Genomic DNA, 18,573 nt, shown 5'->3' on the forward strand with positions numbered 1-18,573 from the left:
CACGTGAGTGAACCGATGTACCTCGACCCGGCTTCGGGCGCACGATACGCGCTCGAGCCGGGTCGCTGGCGTTCGGATGCGGGCGGTCCGCTCCTCCTCGAGCCCGGGCGGGGGATCACGAGTGCGGATATCGAGGTCGGCGCTCCAGGTCTGTGGCGCTATCGGGCGGCCTTCGCGATCGAGGTCGATGCGCCGATCATGCTCGGCGAGGGGCGAACGCCACTGGTGCAGGGAACCTGGGGAAGCGCGCGACCGCACTGGAAGCTCGAATGGTGCTCGCCGACCGGCAGCTTCAAGGATCGCGGGGCGAGCGTGATGCTCTCGGTGCTGCGGCAGCAGGGAGCGCGTGCCGTGATCGAGGACAGCTCGGGCAACGGCGGCGCCTCGATCGCGGCATACGGCGCCGCCGGCGGGCTCGACGTCTCCGTCTTCGCGCCGGCGAGCACCTCGCCCGGCAAGCTCGTGCAGTCGCGAGCGTACGGGGCGCGCATCGAACCGGTCGCAGGACCGCGCGTCGCCTCGCAGAACGCCGCGATCGCCGCAGCCGAGCGCGGCGAGGGCTGGTACGCGAGCCACAACTGGCAGCCCTTCTTCTTGGAGGGCACCAAGACACTCGCCTACGAGATCTGGGAGGACCTCGGGTTCCGCGCCCCCGATGCCGTGGTGATGCCGGTGGGGGCGGGCAGCAGCCTGCTCGGCTGCGCGTTCGGCTTCCGCGAACTGCTGCGCAGCGGTCAGATCGAGCGGCTTCCGAGACTGTACGCTGCTCAGCCTCTGAACTGCTCGCCCGTGGATGCGGCGTTCCACGTGAAACCCGGTGACCCCGCGCCCGCCCGCGAAGCGCGCCCGACCATCGCCGAGGGCACGGCGATCCCGCGGCCGATTCGTCTCGACGTGATGCTCCACGTGCTCCGCGAGAGCGGCGGCGGCACGGTTGCGGTGCCGGAGGAGGAGATCAGCGCTGCGCACGCAGTACTCGCCTCGCGCGGGCTGTACGTCGAGCCGACGAGCGCGACCGCAGCCGCGGGATTCGGGCTGCTCGTCGAGCGCGGCGCGATCCTCCCCTCCGAGACGACCGTCGTGCTGCTCACCGGCTCCGGCCTGAAGGCCGAGCCTCCCCGGCCCGCCTACCGCACGTAGCGATCGCGACCGGCGAGCACCCCGAGGCCCATGAGGAGCACGCCGATGCCGCCGAGCGTCCAGAGGGCGGGCGCCCACGAACCGGTCGCGTCGTGCAGCAGCCCGATGGCAGGCGGGCCGGCGGCGGCGCACAGGTATCCGACGGCCTGCGCCATACCGGAGACCGCTGCGGCGTGGCGGTGGTGATGGGTGCGCAGCCCGAAGAAGGAGAGTGCGAGCACGATCGAGATGCCGCCCGAGAGGCCACCGCACCCGGCCCAGACCGCGCCCCACTCGGGCGCGAACGCGAGCCCGAGTGCGGCCACCACGAAGAAGAGCCCGGAGACGGCGCCGAGCCCCCGTTGATCGCGGAACCGAGGGATGAGCGCCGAGCACACGGTGCTGCCGATGATGGCGACGGCGTTCAGGATGAGCAGATGGAACCCGGCCGCCGCCGGTGAAATGCCCGATGCGACCTCGATCGACGGCAGCCAGAGGATGAGGATGTAGTACGCCACGGACTGCACGCCCATGAACGCGGTGAGCTGCCATGCGAGCGCCGAGCGCCAAGGGGAGAACTGGTCGCGCGAGGTGCCCCCTCCGGGGAGCGCGATCACCTCGCTGGGTGCAGCGTCGCGGGGCGAACCGGTGCGCAGGATGCGCGGTACGAGTGCGGCGAGCGCCAGCAGCGCGAATCCCGCCCACAGACCGAGCGACAGCCGCCACCCCAGACTCGACGCGTCTGCGAGCGGCACGGACACGCCCGCCGCGATCGCGGCGAACACCGACTGCACGACCGAGTACGCTCCCGTCACCTGCCCGATGCGCCTCGGGTAGTCCCGCTTGACCAGTGATGGGAGTGAGACGTTCAGCGACGCGATCGCGACGCCGAGCACGACCGTCCCCACCCAGAGCCACACCCCGCCGACGGAGCGCAGCACGATGCCCGCGGCGAGCATCGCGAGACTCGCACCGAGCAGTCGTTCGAGCCCGAGGCGCGCGGCGATGCTCGGCACGATCGGCGAGACGCCGGCGAACGCGAGGAGGGGAAGGCTGATGAGCATGGATGCGGCGAGTGACGTGAGCCCGAGTTCCGACTGCAGTCGATCGAGGATCGGGCCGACCGACGTGAGGCTCGCGCGCAGGTTCCCCGCCACGAGCAGCAGCCCGATGAGCGCGAACGCGCCCGCGAATGCTCCGCGGCCGCGAGCGCTCGAGCCGAGGCGCGCGGTCATGCGGTGCGAGCGGAGTCGAGCGCTCGCGGCTCGATGCGCGTCCACTGCGCGTACTTCGCCGTGCGTCCGTCACCGCTCGAGCGGCCGGTGAGGCGTCGCTGCACCCACGGGAAGACGTGCTCGCGAGTGTAGCGAAGCTGATCCCGCCGTGTCGGGCGAGGGATCGGCCCGGCCTGCACCTCCCAGTCCAGCGGGGCTGCGTACCCCATCGCTCGGAGCACGTTGGCTGCGACGCGATGGTGCCCGACCGGAGCGAGATGGAGCCGGTCGGGCGACCAGTACTGCCCACCCGCGAGCTCGGGGTCGCTCCAGTTGTCGGCGAAGCGCACATCGAGTCGCTCCGCGATGGCTCGAGCGGCGCGCACCAACTCGTCGCCCTTCACGCGCACCCGCGCGCCTCCCGGGAGCCCCGCGGTCGGGTTCGCCCCCGCGAGCAGCACGGGCTCGGCGCCCGACTCTCGGATGCGCAGCAGCGCATGCTCGGTCTGGGCCGCGATCCACTCGATATTCGTGCGCGGTCTCAGCATGTCGTTGCCGCCCCCGTTGAACGTCACGATCGTCGGGCGCAGCGCGAGCGCCGGTTCGAGCTGCTCGGCGATGATCGGCGCGAGGAGACGGCCGCGGATGGCGAGGTTCGCGTAGTCGACGGCCGTACCCGTCGCGTCGGCGAGGCCCTGCGCGACGAGATCGGCCCAGCCGCGCACCGAGCCGTCGGGTCGCTCGTCGCCGACCCCCTCGGTGAAGCTGTCGCCGATGGCGACATAGCGGATCGGGGCCTGATCGGTGGCTTCGTGCGACTCGCTCACGGGCACAGCCTACGCCCATCGCGCTCCATGCCGCCCCGCGGCCTAAGCTGGGCGGGTGGTGACGCAGCTGCCCAGGATCCCGCCGGATCGCGACCTCTCGATCGATGCCGTGCGTGCTCTGTGCCTGCCGGTCGTCGTCGTGCTGCACGCCCTGCAGATGGGCATCTCGGGGGACCCGCTGCGCGCGCAGAACGCCCTCGCGCACTGGCAACCGCTCGTATGGATCACCTGGGTCGGCATGATCATGCCGACGTTCTTCATCGCGGGCGGTTTCGCCGGAATCACGAACTGGCGACGACTCAGCGGGGAGGGCGGTACCGCGAGGGACTACCTGCGATCCCGCGCACTCCGGTTGGCGCGGCCCACGCTGACGGCGATGCTCGGCGTGCTCGCAACCCTCGGCATCATGGCGCTCTGCGGCGCCGACCCCGGCTTCTTGCACAGCTTCGCGTTCCGGCTGGCGGAGCCGCTCTGGTTCATCGCGGTGTACGCGATCTGCACCGCGTTCGTGCCGGTGATGGCCCGGCTGCATCGCGTCGCCGCGTGGCCCACGTACTTCGCACTGGCCGCCGGCGCCGTCGCGGTCGATGTGCTCAGCCGCTTCGGCGGCGTCCCGATCGCGCCGCTGAACTGGTTGTTCGTCTGGCTCTTCGTGCAGCAGCTCGGCTTCGGCGTGCGCGACGGGTGGTACGCGCGACGGCCGCGCTGGCTGCTCGGCCTGCTCGCGATGACCGCCTACGGCGTCATCGGAGCGGCCGTGTGGGGGTTCGGGTACTCGCCCGACATGCTCGACAACCTCAATCCTCCGACCGTGCTGCTGCTTCTCCTCGGCCTCGCGCAGGTGTACCTGTTCACCCTGCTGCAACCTGCGATCCGCCGTATCGTACGCCGGCCCCGCGTGCTGGTCCCCGTAGCCGCGCTCGGCACCTTCGGCATGACCATCTACCTGTGGCACACGGTCGCTATGGGTGTGGTCGTCGGTGTGCAGTCGGCGATCGGACTCCCGTTCATCGAGCCGCTCACGCCGCAGTGGTGGCTGACCCGCGTGCCCTGGCTGCTGGCGATCGCCGTGGTGCTCGCGGGTCTCTGCCCGATCGTGGTGCGCCTCGAGCGGTCCTGGCCGCGAGTTCGCGCGCGGAAGATGCCGTCGTGGGCGGCGCTCGGAGCGACCGCCATGCTGGTGGTCTCCGTAGGGTGGGTGCTGACGCAGGGGTACCTCAACTGGGGATCGGCTGCAGCGCTCGCAGTGCTCGTGGCCTCGGTTCTGTGGCTCACCCGGGGCGGCCCGACTCGGGCGCCGAACGAGCCGAGCCGCGCGAGCGACACGCCCGGCTTGCGCGCCACTCGGTTGTGACGTAAGCTCGGTCTTTGGCTGTGCGCCGTCCCAGTGCACAGACCGCGTGAACCGGTCGCGGCGCGTCAATCATCGATTTCGCCGCAGGTTCGTGCAGACAAGAAATCTTGGGTGAGGCCGTCCGGTCTCACGGTATGAGAGGAAACATCATGGCAGCAGTGTGCCAGGTGACCGGCGCCGTTCCCGGCTTCGGACACAACATCTCGCACTCGCACCGTCGCACCAAGCGTCGGTTCGATCCGAACATCCAGAAGAAGACCTACTACGTGCCCTCGCTCGGCCGCAAGGTGACCCTGACCCTCTCGGTCAAGGGCATCAAGATGATCGACGCTCGTGGCATCGAGTCGGTAGTCGCTGATCTGCAGAAGCGCGGGGTGAAGCTCTAATGGCGAAGGACAAGGACGTACGTCCGATCATCAAGCTCCGTTCGACGGCGGGCACCGGGTTCACCTACGTGACCAAGAAGAACCGTCGCAACACCCCCGATCGTCTCGTGCTCAAGAAGTACGACCCGGTCATCCGCAAGCACGTCGACTTCCGAGAGGAGCGTTAATCATGGCGAAGAAGAGCATGATTGCGAAGAACAAGCAGCGTCAGGCGATCGTTGCGCGTTACGCGGCGAAGCGCCTCGAGCTGAAGAAGGCCCTCGTGGACCCGAACGGCACCGACGAGAGCCGCGAAGCCGCACGCGTGGGCCTGCAGAAGCTGCCCCGCAACGCTTCGCCGGTGCGCGTGCGCAGCCGCGACGTCATCGACGGCCGCCCCCGCGGTGTGCTGACGAAGTACGGCGTCTCGCGTGTGCGTTTCCGCGACATGGCGCACCGGGGCGAGCTGCCCGGCATCACCAAGTCGAGCTGGTAACAGCTCGACCGATAAGCACTGCTGGGCTCGGTCGGCCGCGTGAGCGGTGGATCGAGCTGGTAACAGCTGGTTGCAGCTGGTAACAGCCGCTTGAGCTGAAACGGCGCGGATCCTTCGGGGTCCGCGCCGTTCTGCGTAGCTCGCCACCGGCACTGGAAATCGTCTCCGATCAGCGGCAATTCCGGCTGAGGCGACGTGAGTCTGAGGAATCCCCGACCGAAGTTCCGCATCATTCCGCCGAATTGAGGTAGATTCGTACCGATCATTCGATCGGACCCTCCACCCGGAGGGAACCCTGAACTCAGATCTAGGGGCGTGCCCGGCTGCGGCGCATCGCCTTGGAAGGACACAACATGGCACTCAACAAGACCGAGCTTGTCGCGAAGATCGCTGCCGAGACCGGACAGAGCCAGGCCGCCGTCTCCAGCGTGCTCGACGGGCTGTTCTCCGCTGTTTCCGACACGGTTGCCGCTGGCGACAAGGTGTCGATCCCCGGCTGGATCTCCTTCGAGACCGCGACCACCGCTGCTCGCACCGGCCGCAACCCCCGCACCGGCGAGTCCATCGACATCCCCGCAGGCAAGCGCGTCAAGGTGTCGGTCGGCAGCAAGCTGAAGGCTGCTGTCAAGTAACTTCGTCTTCCTCGAAGCCCCCGGTCGCTGCGCGGCTCGGGGGTTTCGTCGTCTTGAGGCGGGTCTCCCGCCGAGCGGGGGTGTCGTCGCCGACCGAGCTCCCACCGCAGTGCGCGTAGGCTAGTCGGGTGCCCCGTTTCGTCCGCGTTCTCGCCCCCGCCGCGCTGCTCGCAGCGACACTGCTGGCCCTGTGGCTCGGCCTCGGCATCGGCGGTGCGGCCGCCGAGCGCTCGCTCGCCGACCCGGGTGCGTTCGTTCGTGTCGGGCTGCCGGTCACCCGCACGATCGTGAACGTCGCCATGGCCGGTCTGATCGGGTCCATCGTGATGTCGGTCTGGGTCTTCGCGAGCGATCGAGCGGAGACTCGGCTCGCCATGGATTTCGCGGCTGGGTCCGCAGCGGTGCTGACGGTTGCGAGTGCGGCAGCCACGCTGTTCACCTACCTCGACGTGTCGAGCCAGCCGTTCTCCGGCGATGCCTCGTTCGGCGCGGGTCTCGCCCAGTTCTTGACGGAGATCGAGCTCGGGCAGCTCTGGCTGCTCGAGCTGATGCTCGCTGCCGTCACGACGGTGCTCGCATTCGCGATCCGCGGCAGGAAGCTGACGCTGGTCGTGCTGGTGGCGGCACTCGCAACCGCCCTGCCCCTCGCCCAGCAGGGGCACGCTGCCGGCGCGTCTGGTCACGGCGCCGCGGTGAACGCGCTGCTCGTGCACATCGTCGGTGCCGCCGTGTGGCTCGGGGGTCTGCTGACGCTGATCTTCGTCGCGCGCACGGTCGATCACAGGCGCCTCGCGACGATCACCGCCCGCTACTCGTCGCTCGCGCTGCTCGCGTTCATCGGCGTCGCCGCCTCGGGCGTCGTGAGCGCCTGGCTGCGGATCGGCACGTGGGACGCGCTCTTCGGCACCGGGTACGGGCAGCTCGTGCTGCTCAAGACGGGTTCGCTCATCGTGCTCGGCGCATTCGGGGCCATGCAGCGCGTGCGGCTCATCGCGCACATCGCCGACTCGGCTCTCGGTATGCGACCATTCGCCTGGTTCGTGGTGAGCGAACTCGTGGTCATGGGCGTCGCGAGCGGGATCGCCGGTGCGCTCGGACGCACAGCCACCCCGGTGGCCGTCGAACCCGCGCGCGACCAGCCGGGCGGCATCAGCCCCGCCGAGTGGCTCACGGGCGACCCGCTGCCGCCCGAGCTGACTCCCATGCGCTACCTCACCGAGTGGAAGTTCGACCTGCTCTGGGTGCTCGTCTGCGTCTTCGCCATCGCGATGTACGCGGCAGCGGTGGTCCGCCTCGCCCGGCGAGGCGACCGCTGGTCGGCCGGGCGCACGACCGCGTGGGTGCTCGGCATCCTGCTGCTCGCCTACACCACGAACGGGGCGCTCAACGCCTACGAGCAGTACCTCTTCAGCGTCCACATGCTGGGCCACATGATGTTCGCGATGCTGATTCCGCTCTGCCTCGTGCTCGGCGCCCCGGTGACGCTCGCACTGCGGGCGACCCACAAGCGCGGCGACGGTTCGTGGGGCGGCCGGGAGTGGATCCTCTGGGCGGTGCAGACCCCCTTCTCGAAGATCGTGACCCACCCGGCCGTCGCCGCCATCATGTTCTCTGGCTCGCTGTGGGTGTTCTACTTCACCCCGATCGCGCGCTGGGCCGCCGAGGAGCACCTGGGGCACCAGTGGATGATCATCCACTTCCTGATCTCGGGCTACCTCTTCAACCTGTCGATGATCGGCATCGATCCGGTGCCCTACCGCTTCCCGTACCCGCTGCGCATCGTCACCCTGTTCGCGACCATGGCGTCGCACGCCTTCTTCGGCGTCACCATCATGACCGGCGACGGTCTACTGCTCTCCGACTGGTACGGTGCGATGGGCCGCACCTGGGGCGCGCCGCCGCTCGAGGACCAGTCGACGGGTGGCGGCATCGCCTGGGGCATCGGCGAGCTGCCGACGCTCGCCCTCGCACTCATCGTCGCCATTCAATGGTCTCGCAGCGACGAGAAGGAGCAGAAGCGCAAGGATCGCGCCGAGGATCGCTCGGGAGGCGCCGAGCTGGAGGCCTACAACGAGATGCTGGCCGAGCAGGCGCGCCGTGATGGGAAGCGCGCCGCGCAGCGGCGATGATCGTTGCTAGCCTCGGAGCATGACGCACCCCGCACCGCACGGCCTGCCGCACCTCGATGACATCGGCCGACGGGAGTTCGATGCGCTGTCGCGAGCGCGCATGAAGTTCTTTCTGCGCTTCGCGCTGACGGAGGGCGCGGTTCTCGCGATCCTCATCGTGCTCATGTACGTCGCTCGTGTGATCGACCCCGACATCGGACTGGTTGCGCTCATCGGCGTCGCGCTCGTCGGCGGGTTCGTGCTGTCGATGGTGCTGACCCGGCAGATGAAGCGGCAGCAGGAGATCGTCGCCGAGTCGGAGGCGCGCCGCGCGAGCGGTGCCGGAGCGGGCGAGTGAGGGCCTGGTACTTCTTAGCGGGGGCGATACTGCTGGAGGTCGCCGGGTCGATGAGTCTGAAGGGCGCGCTCGAGGCGCCCGCGCTCTACGCGGCCGTGGCCGTCGGTTACGTCGGATCGTTCGTCTGCCTGGGGAAGGTGCTGTCGCTGGGCATGCCTCTCGGCGTTGCGTACGGAATCTGGGGAGCGACCGGCGTCGCGCTCACCGCCGGGCTCTCGACTGTCGTGTTCCACGAGCCGTTCACCGCGCTCATGGGAGCGGGGATCGTGCTGATCATCGGGGGCGTGCTGCTCGTCGAACTCGGCTCGCAGCATGCCCATCGGAAGGCGGCACGCTCCGCGCACGGCGAGCCAGGCGTGGTGGAGGCGTGATGTTCGGCACGCTGATCGTGGCGATCATCAGCGAGGTATCCGCGTCGCTCTCACTGCGCGTCGCCACGACTGCGCCCGCGGGCAAGCGCCCGAACCGGCTCTGGTTCATCGCCGTCGTCGTCGGATACCTGACGGCGTTCGTGATGCTGTCGCTGACGCTCTCGCTCGGGATGGCGCTCGGCGTCGCCTACGGCATCTGGGCTGCGGTCGGCGTCGCGCTCACGGCGGTGATGAGTCGAGTGCTCTTCAAGGAGCCGCTGACCTGGGTGATGGGCGCCGGAATCGCGCTGATCGGTGCGGGTGTGCTGCTCGTCGAACTGGGCGCGCAGCACTAGCCGCGTACGTGGAGGATCAGGCGCCCGGCGCTCCCGCTGCGGTCGTCGTCACGTCGGCGCGGTGGAAGTTGAGGTGCGAACGCGAAGCCGTCGGGCCCCGCTGGCCGAGGTAGCGCGAGAAGGTCGCCCCTGATCCGTAGGGGCGCTCTGCGGGGGACGTGAGCTTGAAGAAGCAGAGCTGGCCGATCTTCATGCCGGGCCACAGGCGGATCGGCAGGGTCGCGACGTTGGAGAGCTCGAGTGTGACGTGCCCTTCGAAGCCCGGATCGATGAAGCCGGCCGTCGAGTGCGTGAGGAGGCCGAGCCGCCCCAGCGAGCTCTTTCCCTCGAGACGCGCCGCGATGTCGTCGGGCAGCGAGACCTGCTCGTACGTCGACCCGAGCACGAACTCACCCGGATGCAGGATGAACCCCTCCTCCGGGTCGACTTCGATCAGACGCGTCAGTTCGGGCTGCTCCTCCGCGGGATCGATCACCGCGTACTTGTGGTTGTCGAACAGTCGGAAGTACCGGTCGAGCCGCACGTCGACGCTGGAGGGCTGCACCATCGACGCCTCGCTCGGAGAGAGCCCGATGCGTCCCGATTCGAGTTCGGCCTTGATGTCGCGATCTGAGAGCAGCACGGGACGATTCTACGGGGTTGCGCGCGCCCACGGCATGGCGCTGGATCGAGCATCGGCGCGTCAGGGAATCAGCCGCGGAAGCTCCGGAGGACGTCGACCGCAGAATTCAGAACCTCGTCGTGGGCCTGCTTGGTCAGCACTTCTTCAGATCCGCGCGCAGAATTCTGCGCTGCGCCCGAACGGCCGGTCACATACCAGATGCCGAAGGCCGGTTCGTCGCCTCGATTGACGAACAGATGCGGGCGTTGCGAATCGAATGCCATGGAGTCACCGGCCCTGATGACGTGGGTATCGAACTCGAGCTGAAGCGTGAGCTCACCGGTGATGAGATACACGTGCTCGATGCCGAAATGACGCATGAGGCGCCCTTCGATCGAACTGGAGGCTCCCGGCTGATACGTCACGCGGAGGGCCTCGACATCGGTGCCGCCGAGCACCGAGAGCTTCTCCCACTTGACCCCGTTATCCATCTCGAGCGTGGGGTTGTCGGCGGATGCCTGAAAGTTGAAACTCGTCGTCGGGTTCGGCGCGAACACCGGCGTCGGCTGCGGCGAGGGTGTGGGCGACGGCTCGTGGGGCTCTCGCCCGAGCAAAGCGTCCGTGGATATGTTCAGCTGGGAGACGAGGGAGTACAACGTACTGACCGACGGTTTCGTCTTTCCCGTCTCGATCTGCGAGAGAAGACTCGGGGAGACGCCGATCGCAGATGCGAGCGCGCGCAGGCTCATGCTTTGCGCTTCGCGAGCTTCGCGAAGTCGGGCGCCGATGGAATCGGACATGTGTGGAGGTCCTCCTGCGTGAGCGGCGATGCTGTGAGGTGCAGCCGTGGTGCTTTTCAGTGTAGTCATGGCAGACAACTCATCCCGTCTCGGTGCCGGTGAGTGACGGAACGAGCGATTCCCCGGCTTGGAGCTCGCCGTTCTCGATAGCCCGCGCGAGGTCGAGCACTCGACGGTTCAATGGAGCATCCAGCGCTTCGTCCGTCGCGCTCCCGCCGTCGACGGCGCACATCTCGACGACGTACCCGTTCAGCTGGTCGATCTCCGCGCGCCGCCCCTTTCGCCAATCCTGCAGCACCGTGGTGAGTGTCGTGGGTGACGTGTACGTTTCGAGTACGACGCCGAGGAGGTGCTCGACGTACCGATTCGGATGCAGAGTCGCCTCATCGACATCGTTGCCGAAGATGGGCACGATCCGCTGGCCCGCTCGAAGGGCCACTGCGAGTGCTTCCTCTCCCGTTGCAAGCATGAACTCGTGGATTCCGGGTCTCGAGATCGCTTCGGCGAGAGGCAGGTCGAGGATCGCGCTCGGCACGAGCTCGCACGCGTTGGCGACGAGTTTCATCCATTTCGCGGAGCGGATGTCGTCGACGACCACTGTCGTTGCGGCGGGGGCGAGCGCCTCCGCCGCGATCGACGCCCGCTCTTGGGCGGCAGGGGTTTCACCCCCGAGTGCGAGCCACATCGGAGCCTCTTGAACGACGACTCCCGGTTGCATGAGATTCGCGGCCACCTCGATGACGGCGCCGACGGAGCGGTCCGGGCCGACGATATCGGCGACCGTGTCGAGAGTGACCCCGTTCTGAACGCCCACGATGAAGCCGTCGTCGGCGAGATACGGCTTCACGAGTTCGCACGCCCAACGGGTGTCGTACGCCTTGACGCCCAGCACCACGATGTCGAAGCGAGCGCGTTGCTCGGCGAGCTGGCAGACGTGCAGCGCACGTACCGGTGAGACGCGCTCGCGACCCTCTGAGTCGCGGACCGTCAGACCCTCTGCTCGCATGCGCTCGACGTGCGCGGGCCACGGATCCACAGCGACGGCGTCGGCTCCGACATCGGTGAGTGCGGCCGCGATGGCGCCGCCATTCGCACCGGCTCCGAGTACCGCGATGCGGAGATTCGTCACTGTGCAGAGCCGAGTTCGAAGTCGACCACGGACTTTCTCGCCGTGAGCTCGGCGATCACGGCGAGGGCGGCGAGGTGCTCGGGGTGAGACTGGTAGGCGGCGAGCGCTTCGGCTGAATCGTGCACGGAGACGAGTGCAGCATCCCAGTGCCCCGAGATGCCTCCGTCATCGATGCCGACTTCGAGCGACTGCACACCCGGAATGGAATTCGCGAGCGGTTCGAGCGCTGCTCGCAGACGATTCGCCGCTGCAGCGCGACCCTCCGGATCTGTCGCCGCGAATTGGAATGTGACGATATGGCGGATCATGGGCGGTCCATCCTCTTCTGCTCGACGCGCCGCTCGGTGCGAGCGGGCACGGTGATCGGTTCCATGATTGCTTCGCGCAGAAGCTTGGCGTTCGCGAGGCTCGGGACCAGTTCGCCGCGTTCGATGCGCTCTCCGATCTCGAGGATCGCGCTGTTGACCGGCGCCTCCCCGCCGAGCCGCTCGCGGAGTTCGACGATGTACCCGTTGAAGCCGTCGAGCTCCGCTCGACGGCCCTTCTGCCAATCCTGCAGCACGGCGACGCGCGTGTCGGGCAGCGAATAGGATTCGAGCACTGCATCGAGCAGGTCGAGAGCGTACCGGTCGGAATCCGGAACATCTTCGGCGGTCTTCCCGAAGATCGGAAGCATCGTGATGCCCGCGTCGACCGCGAGCCGGTACGCCTCGCGAGACGCGGCGTCCATGACGCGGCGCATGTCGCGCTGCTCCACCGCGGTGAGCAGGGGTACGCCGAGGATGGCGGAGGGCAGCATCTCGGGGATGTTCGCGATGAGCTTCATCCACTTCGAAGACCGGATGTCTTCGGTGATCTCCGTGGTGCCCGCGTGCGACAGCGCCTCGGCAACCGCTTCGAGCTGCGGCGTTCGAGTGCCGTCGAGCGTGCCGACTGTGAACCACGTTCCCTCGGGCGGCACCTGACGCACGACGCGACCCGGTTCGAACATATTGGCGGCGATGCCGAGCACCGCTCCGATCGTGCGTTCGCCCCCGACGATATCGGCGACGTCGTCGATGGTCATGCCGTTCTGCAGGCCGACGACGACGGATGAACGGTGCAGAAGCGGAGCGATCAGTTGCACCGACCATCGGGTGTCATAGGTCTTCGTCGACAAGAACACGATGTCGAAGGGCTGCCGCATCTCGGCGACCTCGCACAGGTGGAAGGCCGGGATCTCCGCAGTCACGGTGCGATCCGGCATCTCGACGGTCAGGCCGTGGGCGCGTATCGCCTCGATGTGGGCGGGCCACTGGTCGATGAGGGAGACATCGAGGCCGGCCCGCGCCATGTCGGCGCCGATCGACGCTCCGTTCGCGCCTGCTCCGAGCACCGCGATGCGCGGCTTTCCAACCGTCATGGCGCCGTTGTCCTTCCCGTCGGATAACTTGTACAGCTACAATTAACGAAACCATACACCACAGCTGTTCAAGGAGGAACGGGTGAGCGAGAAGAACCACATGGACGGACTCCGCGTAGCGGTACTGGGGGCAGGCGCGAACGGGTCGATCATCGCGTCGGACCTCGCTGAGCACGGTGTTGATGTGGTTGCCATCGATCAGTGGCCGTCGAACGTCGAGGCGATCCGCGAACACGGGATCCGTGTGCAGCTCGACGATACGGTCAGAAGCACGCGCGTTCTGACTCACCACCTCTGCGAGATTGCGGAGATGCGACAACCGTTCGACGCCGTGCTGCTCGTGATGAAGGCGTACGACACACGGTGGGCATGCGAGCTCATCAAGCCGCTGCTCCACGAGAACTCGTTCGTGGTGGGTGTGCAGAACGGCATGACCGCCGACGTGATCGCCGATGTCGTCGGTTCCGAGCGAACTGTCGGGGCCGTGATCGAGGTGACCTCTGCCATGTACACGCCGGGACTGGTCGAACGCCACTCCGCGCCCGAGCGCTGCTGGTTCGCCGTCGGGGCGCTCAGCCCCGCGGCCGAACGGCACGTGCCGGTCGCAGCGGAACTGCTGCGCTGCGTCGGGGTGGTCGAGGAGACCGACGACATCCAGTCGGCGAAATGGATGAAGCTCGTTCTGAACGTCGCCGAACTGGTCACCTCCGCAGTTCTCGATCTATCGATTGCGGACTGCGCCCGGTACCCCGGGATGCGGGAGGTGATGCTGGCCGCGGGCAACGAAGCCGTGGCGGCGGCGCAGGCGCACGGGTACTCCGTCCGGCCGATCTTCGGAATGGAGGGCGACGAAGCGGCGTCGCCCGAGACGTACGTGGCATCCATCCTCGACAACCTCGTCGAGAACTACATTCAACCCGACTCCCGCGCGACGGTGCTGCAGGACTGGATGAAGCACCGCCGGAGCGAGGTCGTCGAACTGCATGCAGAAGTGGTCGAGCTCGCGAAGAGGTACGGCCTCGATGCGCCGGTGAACGCGAGAATTCTCGAACTCGGTGTCAAGGTGGAGCGGGGCGAGCTCGTGCCGAGCACCGCGAACGTCGAGATGCTTCGCGAAGCGCTGCGATCACCGGTGCTCGTGCCGGCGCGCTCGGCCGAGCGCCCTGCACAGCGGTACCTTCCGCGATAGGGCGGGCCAGACTCAGGCCTGCGACGGCCCGCGTCGAATGACCTCGGCGATGATCGACCAGTCCCCATCGGAGAGCTCGGGATCTGACTGCGCCTCCGTGAACATTGCGCGCAGGGTGCGGGCGGTAGGCAGTACCGCCCCGAGCTCTGCCGCCGCCTGTTCCGCGAGAGTGAGGTCTTTCAGGCCGAGGTCGACCGTGAAGCCAGCCGGGCGGTAGGCGCGCTTCGCGATCATGCCGCCGTATCCCACGTACGCGGATCCGGTGAATGCCGCGTCCGTGAGAATCTCGACGAAGGTCTCCGCGTCGATACCGCCGTGCTCGACGAGCGACAGCGATTCTCCGAGCGCCTGCATTGCGTGGATGAGGTTGTAGTTCACCCCGATCTTCACGAGGCTCGCCTGCGAGGGATCCGTGCCGACGTTCCAGGTGCGCTTGCCGACGAGCGCGAGAACTTGCTTCGCCTGATCGATGAGCTCCGCAGGGCCCGCGGCGACGATGTTCAGCTTGCCTGCCGCGGCGACCTCGGGTCGGCCGAGCACGGGAGCCGCGACGTAGCCGACACCTGCTGCACGGTGACGCGCCTCGAGCCTGCGACTCATCTCGATGCTCACGGTCGCCATGTTCACGTGGATGATCCCGCGCGCGCTCGCGAGTGCCTCCTCTGAGAAGGTGGCGTCGGCGGCCGCGTCATTCGCGAGCATCGACAGCACGATGTCGGATTGGTCGAGGACTTCGGAGAGATGCTCGCACTCGACGCCTCCCGCAGCGACGACGCCGGGCGCCTTCCCGGGCGTCCGATTCCAGATGCGGAGTGTGTGCCCCGCCTCTGCGATGCGCTGAGCCATGGCTGCGCCCATGGTGCCGAGTCCGATGAATCCGATGGATGTCTGCATAGCTTCCTCATTCAAGTCGACCGTGATGAGAGTTCACAGTCAGTTTAGTCCTTATGTACACAGGTTGGGGTGGGTGGAACGGAACTCTCGCGGCAGAAGCGGTTGAAGCCCGCAATGACGGCCGGTCGAGGGCGCTCCCTTGGGTGGCGAGCCGACGCTTTACCGTTCACCCTTACTGGATCCAACGAGGGAGACCGCGGGTAGTATCGCACGTGGCGACGTCGGCTTGCGCGCGATCGACGCGAGCGGAGCCACGCCGACACGCACTGAGACAGGAGCACCGATGGCCCTTGAAACGGAACCGGCGCGCATCCGCGGTCGCGGGTGGGTGATCGCCGCACTCGTCTGCGGATCGTTCGGCATCGGCATCAGCGAGTTCGTCGTCATGGGCCTGCTGCCTCAGATCGCTGCGGACCTCATCCCCGAGCGCTTCGCGGTGAATCCAGACGCGGCGGTGGCATCGGCCGGCAACGTCGTGTCGTTCTACGCACTCGGAGTCGTCGTCGGCCTCGTCGTCACGCCGATCGCGCTCCACAGGCTCTCACTGCGCACCACGTTGCTGGTGTGCGCTGCGGCCATGTTCGCCTGGACTGCATGCACGTCGTTCTCGCCCACGCTTCCGCTCACCGTGCTGCTGCGCTTCCTGAGTTCGCTGACCCACGCCTCGTACGTGGGTCTCGCCGCGATTCTGGTGGGGCGCATGCTCGGAGTCCGGTACCAGGGGAGAGGGGCCTCGCTCGTGCTGGGGGGCTTCGCGCTCGCGAACCTGCTCGGCGTCCCACTCGGCACTGTACTGGGATCGAATGGCGACTGGCGCCTCGTGCTGCTGCTGTGCTCGGCGCTGTTCCTCGTGCCCATCGCGGCGCTGCTCATGTCTCCTCGCCTCGGGTCGGACCACGCGCGGCTCCGCGGGGACGAGGCGGTACGCACAGGGTCGGTGGGGCAGATCGGCGTGCTGCTGGTCGTCGGCACCGGCCTCGCCATCGGCGCGTTCATGCTCGTCACGTATGTGGCGCCCGTGGTCGAGCAGCTCCAGGGGGTGGGGCACGGAGCGGGGATCCCCGTGGCGGTCTTCATGCTGCTGTTCGGGATCGGCATGAACATCGGCAACTTCGGCGGAGGATGGCTGACCGACGTCTCGGCTGAACTCACGTTCGCGCTCAGCGCCGCGAGTGGAGTGGTCGCCGCTGCTCTGTTGAGCATCCCGTGTGAGAGCGGGGCGACCGCGATCGCCGGCATGCTGCTGATCGGGGTCTCCCTGGGCTCGTACTCGCCGGCGATTCAGATCCTCTTCGTCACCAGTGCTCGCAGATGGCCGAAGGTCGCGGCCTCCTTCACGTCGGGTACGACGAATCTCGGCAGCTTTCTCGGAGCCGCCATCGGCGGCTTCGCTCTGAGCGCCTCCGGGGCGCACGCGGTTTCGCTCGTCGCGCTCGTGCTCCTCGCGGTGGGCGCGGCGGCGCAGACGATCCGGATGCGCACGCACCCGGTGACCTCCGGCTGAGCGCGGGTCGACGGGGGAGAGGCTCAGCCCACCGGCCCGGCCAGCTCGAATGCCCGACGGGTCGCAGCGAGAGCTGAGGCGACCTCGTCGTGCAGGCTCTTCCGACGATGCTCCGCGGAGAGTATCTCGACCCCCCATGCACCCGAATAGCCGAGCTCGCGGACGACCTCGATGAACCGCGGCACGTCCCAGTCCCCCTCCCCGGGCAGGCGTCGCTCGTCGACGGTGTCGGCCCAGAGCTCCTCGTAGGGCGGGGTCGGGGCGAGAGCGTCGTTGAGCTCCACGGCGAACAGGTACCTCGGGTCGACGTCGCGCAGGAGGTCATCAGGAACGTTGCCGGCTCGATACACGTGCCAGATGTCGACGATGATGCCGCCGTTCTCGTTGCCGACCCCGCTGACGAAGCGCGATCCGTCGCCCACGGTGCGGAAATTGGTGAAGGGCAGGGTCTCCAATGCGATCCGCGCTCCGTGCTCCTTCGCCTCGCGGGCGAGCTGGTCGAACGCCTCGGCCATGATGTCCAAATCGACGTCATCCGAGAACATCCTGCCTGCCGCCTTGATGGTGCGCGCGCCGAGCACCTCGGCCGCCTCGAACAGATCGCGTCGCACCTGATCGGAGGCCGTGCGATCGATCCCATCCGTCCACCAATCACCGAGAAACTCAACCTCGACGTGTTCCAGACCGGAGTCGCGGATCGCGGATGCGAGTCGCGGCAGGCCGATGGAGCGTTTCACCTCGACGAGGTCGGCGTGCACGAGGCCGATGCCCTGCCAGCCGGAGTCTGCGACCGCGGCGACGCGTTCGAGGATGTCGAACGGCGAGCGCTCGTCGGGCCACTGGGGTGCGGCGTTTCCAGCGTGCGTCCAGCACGAGGCCAGGAGCGGGGGAATGTGCATGGTTCTCCTCGATGCGGCGAGCGATCGATCGCTCTGAGCGGGGTGTTCGGGCCCGTGGATCACGGGTGCGATCTACTGCGCGGTGTAACCGCCGTCGATCACGAGCTCGGCGCCCGTGACGTAGCTGGCCTCGTCACTCGCGAGGAACAGCGCGCCGTTCGCGATCTCGCGGGGCGTCCCGAGTCTGCCGATCGGCGTCTGGGCCAGCACGGCCGCGGTCACGTCATCGTCTTGAGCGTCGATGAGGGGCGTGGCGATGAGGCCGGGATGGATGGAGTTGCAACGGATTCCCTCGCCGATGTAGGTCAACGCGACGTTCTTACTGAGCGAACGGACTGCAGCCTTCGACGCGGTGTAGGCGGCGACCCCCGCTGCACCGGCGATGCCCCAGATCGAGGAGGTGTTGATGATCGAGCCGCCGCCGTTCTCCCGCATCACGGGAATCACGGTGCGACAGCCGTAGAACACGCCGTTCAGATTCACGTCGATGACCTGGCGCCAATCCTCGAGCGCGATCTCGGCGACTCCGTCGTAGGCCTTCACGATTCCGGCATTGTTGAAGAGCACGTCGATGCGCCCGTGCTCGGAGACGATCTCGCCCGCGACGCGCTGCCACTGCGGCTCGTCGGTGACGTCGAGCTCGACGAAGGTGACGCCGGGGGCCTCATAGGGTTCGGCGGCCCGCACATCCGCCGCGAATACGATCGCCCCCTCTTCAGCGAAGCGTTCCGCGGTCGCACGTCCGATGCCTCCCGCTGCTCCGGTCACCAGCGCGATCTTGTGCTGCAGCCTCATTGCTGTCCTTTCGAGAGAACGACCCGTGGCGGCCGTGTAGCAAAAGTACACACTTCTTCAGCGTCACTGTCAATGTCCTCCACTTGTAGGGCACGTCTTCGAGCACTTACGGACGAAACGCCCGTATTTATGCGCTTGAATGTTCACCTCGCTGCTTCATTGACCGTGGACATGTGTTTAG

General features: G+C 67.6%; 22 protein-coding genes. 12 read left to right on the forward strand and 10 right to left on the reverse strand.

The annotated features are described in order from the left end of the window. Positions 1 to 3: 3 nt before the first annotated feature. On the forward strand, positions 4 to 1,140 hold the full coding sequence (locus tag PQI23_RS03205; protein ID WP_339971469.1) for a threonine synthase: 1,137 nt from the start codon (positions 4 to 6) through the stop codon (positions 1,138 to 1,140). On the opposite strand, the gene PQI23_RS03210 is transcribed toward PQI23_RS03205, so the two are convergent. Together PQI23_RS03210 and PQI23_RS03215 are read right to left on the reverse strand one after the other, a co-directional pair. Next, the gene (locus tag PQI23_RS03210; RefSeq protein WP_339971471.1) at positions 1,128 to 2,354 is read right to left on the reverse strand and encodes an MFS transporter; all 1,227 of its coding nucleotides are present in this window, start codon (positions 2,352 to 2,354) and stop codon (positions 1,128 to 1,130) included. The two genes, PQI23_RS03205 and PQI23_RS03210, sit on opposite strands and share 13 nt — an antisense overlap. Continuing rightward, a complete protein-coding gene (locus tag PQI23_RS03215) occupies positions 2,351 to 3,160 on the reverse strand; it encodes an SGNH/GDSL hydrolase family protein (protein WP_339971473.1) in 810 nt (269 codons plus the stop codon). The genes PQI23_RS03210 and PQI23_RS03215 overlap by 4 nt, the downstream gene beginning before the upstream one ends. A gap of 55 nt (positions 3,161 to 3,215) precedes the next feature. Between PQI23_RS03215 and PQI23_RS03220 the strand changes: the two genes are divergently transcribed. The 9 genes from PQI23_RS03220 (at position 3,216) to PQI23_RS03260 (ending at position 9,179) form a co-directional block, all read left to right on the forward strand. Further along, positions 3,216 to 4,514, forward strand: a complete 1,299-nt coding sequence (locus PQI23_RS03220) for an acyltransferase family protein (RefSeq protein ID WP_339971475.1) — start codon at positions 3,216 to 3,218, stop codon at positions 4,512 to 4,514. A gap of 149 nt (positions 4,515 to 4,663) precedes the next feature. Continuing rightward, on the forward strand, positions 4,664 to 4,900 hold the full coding sequence (gene rpmB / locus PQI23_RS03225; protein WP_010155686.1) for a 50S ribosomal protein L28: 237 nt from the start codon (positions 4,664 to 4,666) through the stop codon (positions 4,898 to 4,900). Further along, a complete protein-coding gene (gene rpmG, locus PQI23_RS03230; RefSeq protein WP_010155688.1) occupies positions 4,900 to 5,067 on the forward strand; it encodes a 50S ribosomal protein L33 in 168 nt (55 codons plus the stop codon). Before rpmB ends, rpmG begins: the two co-directional genes overlap by 1 nt. A gap of 2 nt (positions 5,068 to 5,069) precedes the next feature. Continuing rightward, positions 5,070 to 5,375 (forward strand): 30S ribosomal protein S14, encoded by a 306-nt coding sequence (rpsN, locus tag PQI23_RS03235; RefSeq protein ID WP_010155689.1) that lies wholly within the window; start codon positions 5,070 to 5,072, stop codon positions 5,373 to 5,375. Positions 5,376 to 5,728: 353 nt separating this feature from the next. Further along, positions 5,729 to 6,007: an HU family DNA-binding protein gene (locus PQI23_RS03240; protein ID WP_339971478.1), complete on the forward strand. Its 279-nt coding sequence runs from the start codon at positions 5,729 to 5,731 to the stop codon at positions 6,005 to 6,007. Between the two features lie 128 nt (positions 6,008 to 6,135). Further along, on the forward strand, positions 6,136 to 8,136 hold the full coding sequence (locus tag PQI23_RS03245; RefSeq protein ID WP_339971480.1) for a cytochrome c oxidase assembly protein: 2,001 nt from the start codon (positions 6,136 to 6,138) through the stop codon (positions 8,134 to 8,136). 19 nt (positions 8,137 to 8,155) lie between these two features. Beyond that, positions 8,156 to 8,473 (forward strand): hypothetical protein, encoded by a 318-nt coding sequence (locus PQI23_RS03250; RefSeq protein WP_339971482.1) that lies wholly within the window; start codon positions 8,156 to 8,158, stop codon positions 8,471 to 8,473. Next, complete coding sequence (locus PQI23_RS03255) at positions 8,470 to 8,844, forward strand: DMT family transporter (RefSeq protein ID WP_339971484.1); 375 nt, start codon at positions 8,470 to 8,472, stop codon at positions 8,842 to 8,844. Before PQI23_RS03250 ends, PQI23_RS03255 begins: the two co-directional genes overlap by 4 nt. Next, positions 8,841 to 9,179: a DMT family transporter gene (locus PQI23_RS03260; protein ID WP_339971486.1), complete on the forward strand. Its 339-nt coding sequence runs from the start codon at positions 8,841 to 8,843 to the stop codon at positions 9,177 to 9,179. The genes PQI23_RS03255 and PQI23_RS03260 overlap by 4 nt, the downstream gene beginning before the upstream one ends. 16 nt (positions 9,180 to 9,195) lie before the next feature. On the opposite strand, the gene dcd is transcribed toward PQI23_RS03260, so the two are convergent. From dcd to PQI23_RS03285, 5 genes are all read right to left on the reverse strand, one after another. Then, positions 9,196 to 9,801, reverse strand: a complete 606-nt coding sequence (gene dcd / locus PQI23_RS03265) for a dCTP deaminase (protein WP_339971488.1) — start codon at positions 9,799 to 9,801, stop codon at positions 9,196 to 9,198. Between the two features lie 68 nt (positions 9,802 to 9,869). After that, positions 9,870 to 10,580 carry a helix-turn-helix domain-containing protein gene (locus PQI23_RS03270; RefSeq protein ID WP_339971490.1) on the reverse strand — a complete coding sequence of 237 codons (711 nt, stop codon included), beginning with the start codon at positions 10,578 to 10,580 and terminating at the stop codon, positions 9,870 to 9,872. 79 nt (positions 10,581 to 10,659) lie between these two features. Further along, complete coding sequence (locus PQI23_RS03275; RefSeq protein WP_339971492.1) at positions 10,660 to 11,709, reverse strand: ketopantoate reductase family protein; 1,050 nt, start codon at positions 11,707 to 11,709, stop codon at positions 10,660 to 10,662. Then, positions 11,706 to 12,017, reverse strand: coding sequence for a Dabb family protein (locus PQI23_RS03280; RefSeq protein ID WP_339971494.1), 312 nt, complete (start codon positions 12,015 to 12,017; stop codon positions 11,706 to 11,708). Before PQI23_RS03280 ends, PQI23_RS03275 begins: the two co-directional genes overlap by 4 nt. Continuing rightward, positions 12,014 to 13,111, reverse strand: coding sequence for a ketopantoate reductase family protein (locus PQI23_RS03285; protein ID WP_339971496.1), 1,098 nt, complete (start codon positions 13,109 to 13,111; stop codon positions 12,014 to 12,016). Before PQI23_RS03285 ends, PQI23_RS03280 begins: the two co-directional genes overlap by 4 nt. Positions 13,112 to 13,193: 82 nt before the next feature. On the opposite strand from PQI23_RS03285, the gene PQI23_RS03290 reads away from it, so the two are divergent. After that, positions 13,194 to 14,300 (forward strand): ketopantoate reductase family protein, encoded by a 1,107-nt coding sequence (locus PQI23_RS03290; RefSeq protein ID WP_339971498.1) that lies wholly within the window; start codon positions 13,194 to 13,196, stop codon positions 14,298 to 14,300. A gap of 12 nt (positions 14,301 to 14,312) precedes the next feature. Here PQI23_RS03290 and PQI23_RS03295 read toward each other — a convergent pair whose 3' ends face one another. Further along, positions 14,313 to 15,194: an NAD(P)-dependent oxidoreductase gene (locus PQI23_RS03295; RefSeq protein WP_339971500.1), complete on the reverse strand. Its 882-nt coding sequence runs from the start codon at positions 15,192 to 15,194 to the stop codon at positions 14,313 to 14,315. Between the two features lie 283 nt (positions 15,195 to 15,477). On the opposite strand from PQI23_RS03295, the gene PQI23_RS03300 reads away from it, so the two are divergent. Next, positions 15,478 to 16,698: an MFS transporter gene (locus PQI23_RS03300; RefSeq protein WP_339971501.1), complete on the forward strand. Its 1,221-nt coding sequence runs from the start codon at positions 15,478 to 15,480 to the stop codon at positions 16,696 to 16,698. Positions 16,699 to 16,721: 23 nt separating this feature from the next. Here PQI23_RS03300 and PQI23_RS03305 read toward each other — a convergent pair whose 3' ends face one another. Together PQI23_RS03305 and PQI23_RS03310 are read right to left on the reverse strand one after the other, a co-directional pair. After that, the gene (locus PQI23_RS03305; protein WP_339971503.1) at positions 16,722 to 17,597 is read right to left on the reverse strand and encodes a sugar phosphate isomerase/epimerase family protein; all 876 of its coding nucleotides are present in this window, start codon (positions 17,595 to 17,597) and stop codon (positions 16,722 to 16,724) included. 72 nt (positions 17,598 to 17,669) lie between these two features. Beyond that, positions 17,670 to 18,392 (reverse strand): SDR family NAD(P)-dependent oxidoreductase, encoded by a 723-nt coding sequence (locus PQI23_RS03310; protein WP_339971505.1) that lies wholly within the window; start codon positions 18,390 to 18,392, stop codon positions 17,670 to 17,672. Between the last annotated feature and the right edge of the window lie 181 nt (positions 18,393 to 18,573).

The organism is Leucobacter sp. USCH14 (assembly GCF_037619215.1).
Lineage (GTDB): Bacteria > Actinomycetota > Actinomycetes > Actinomycetales > Microbacteriaceae > Leucobacter.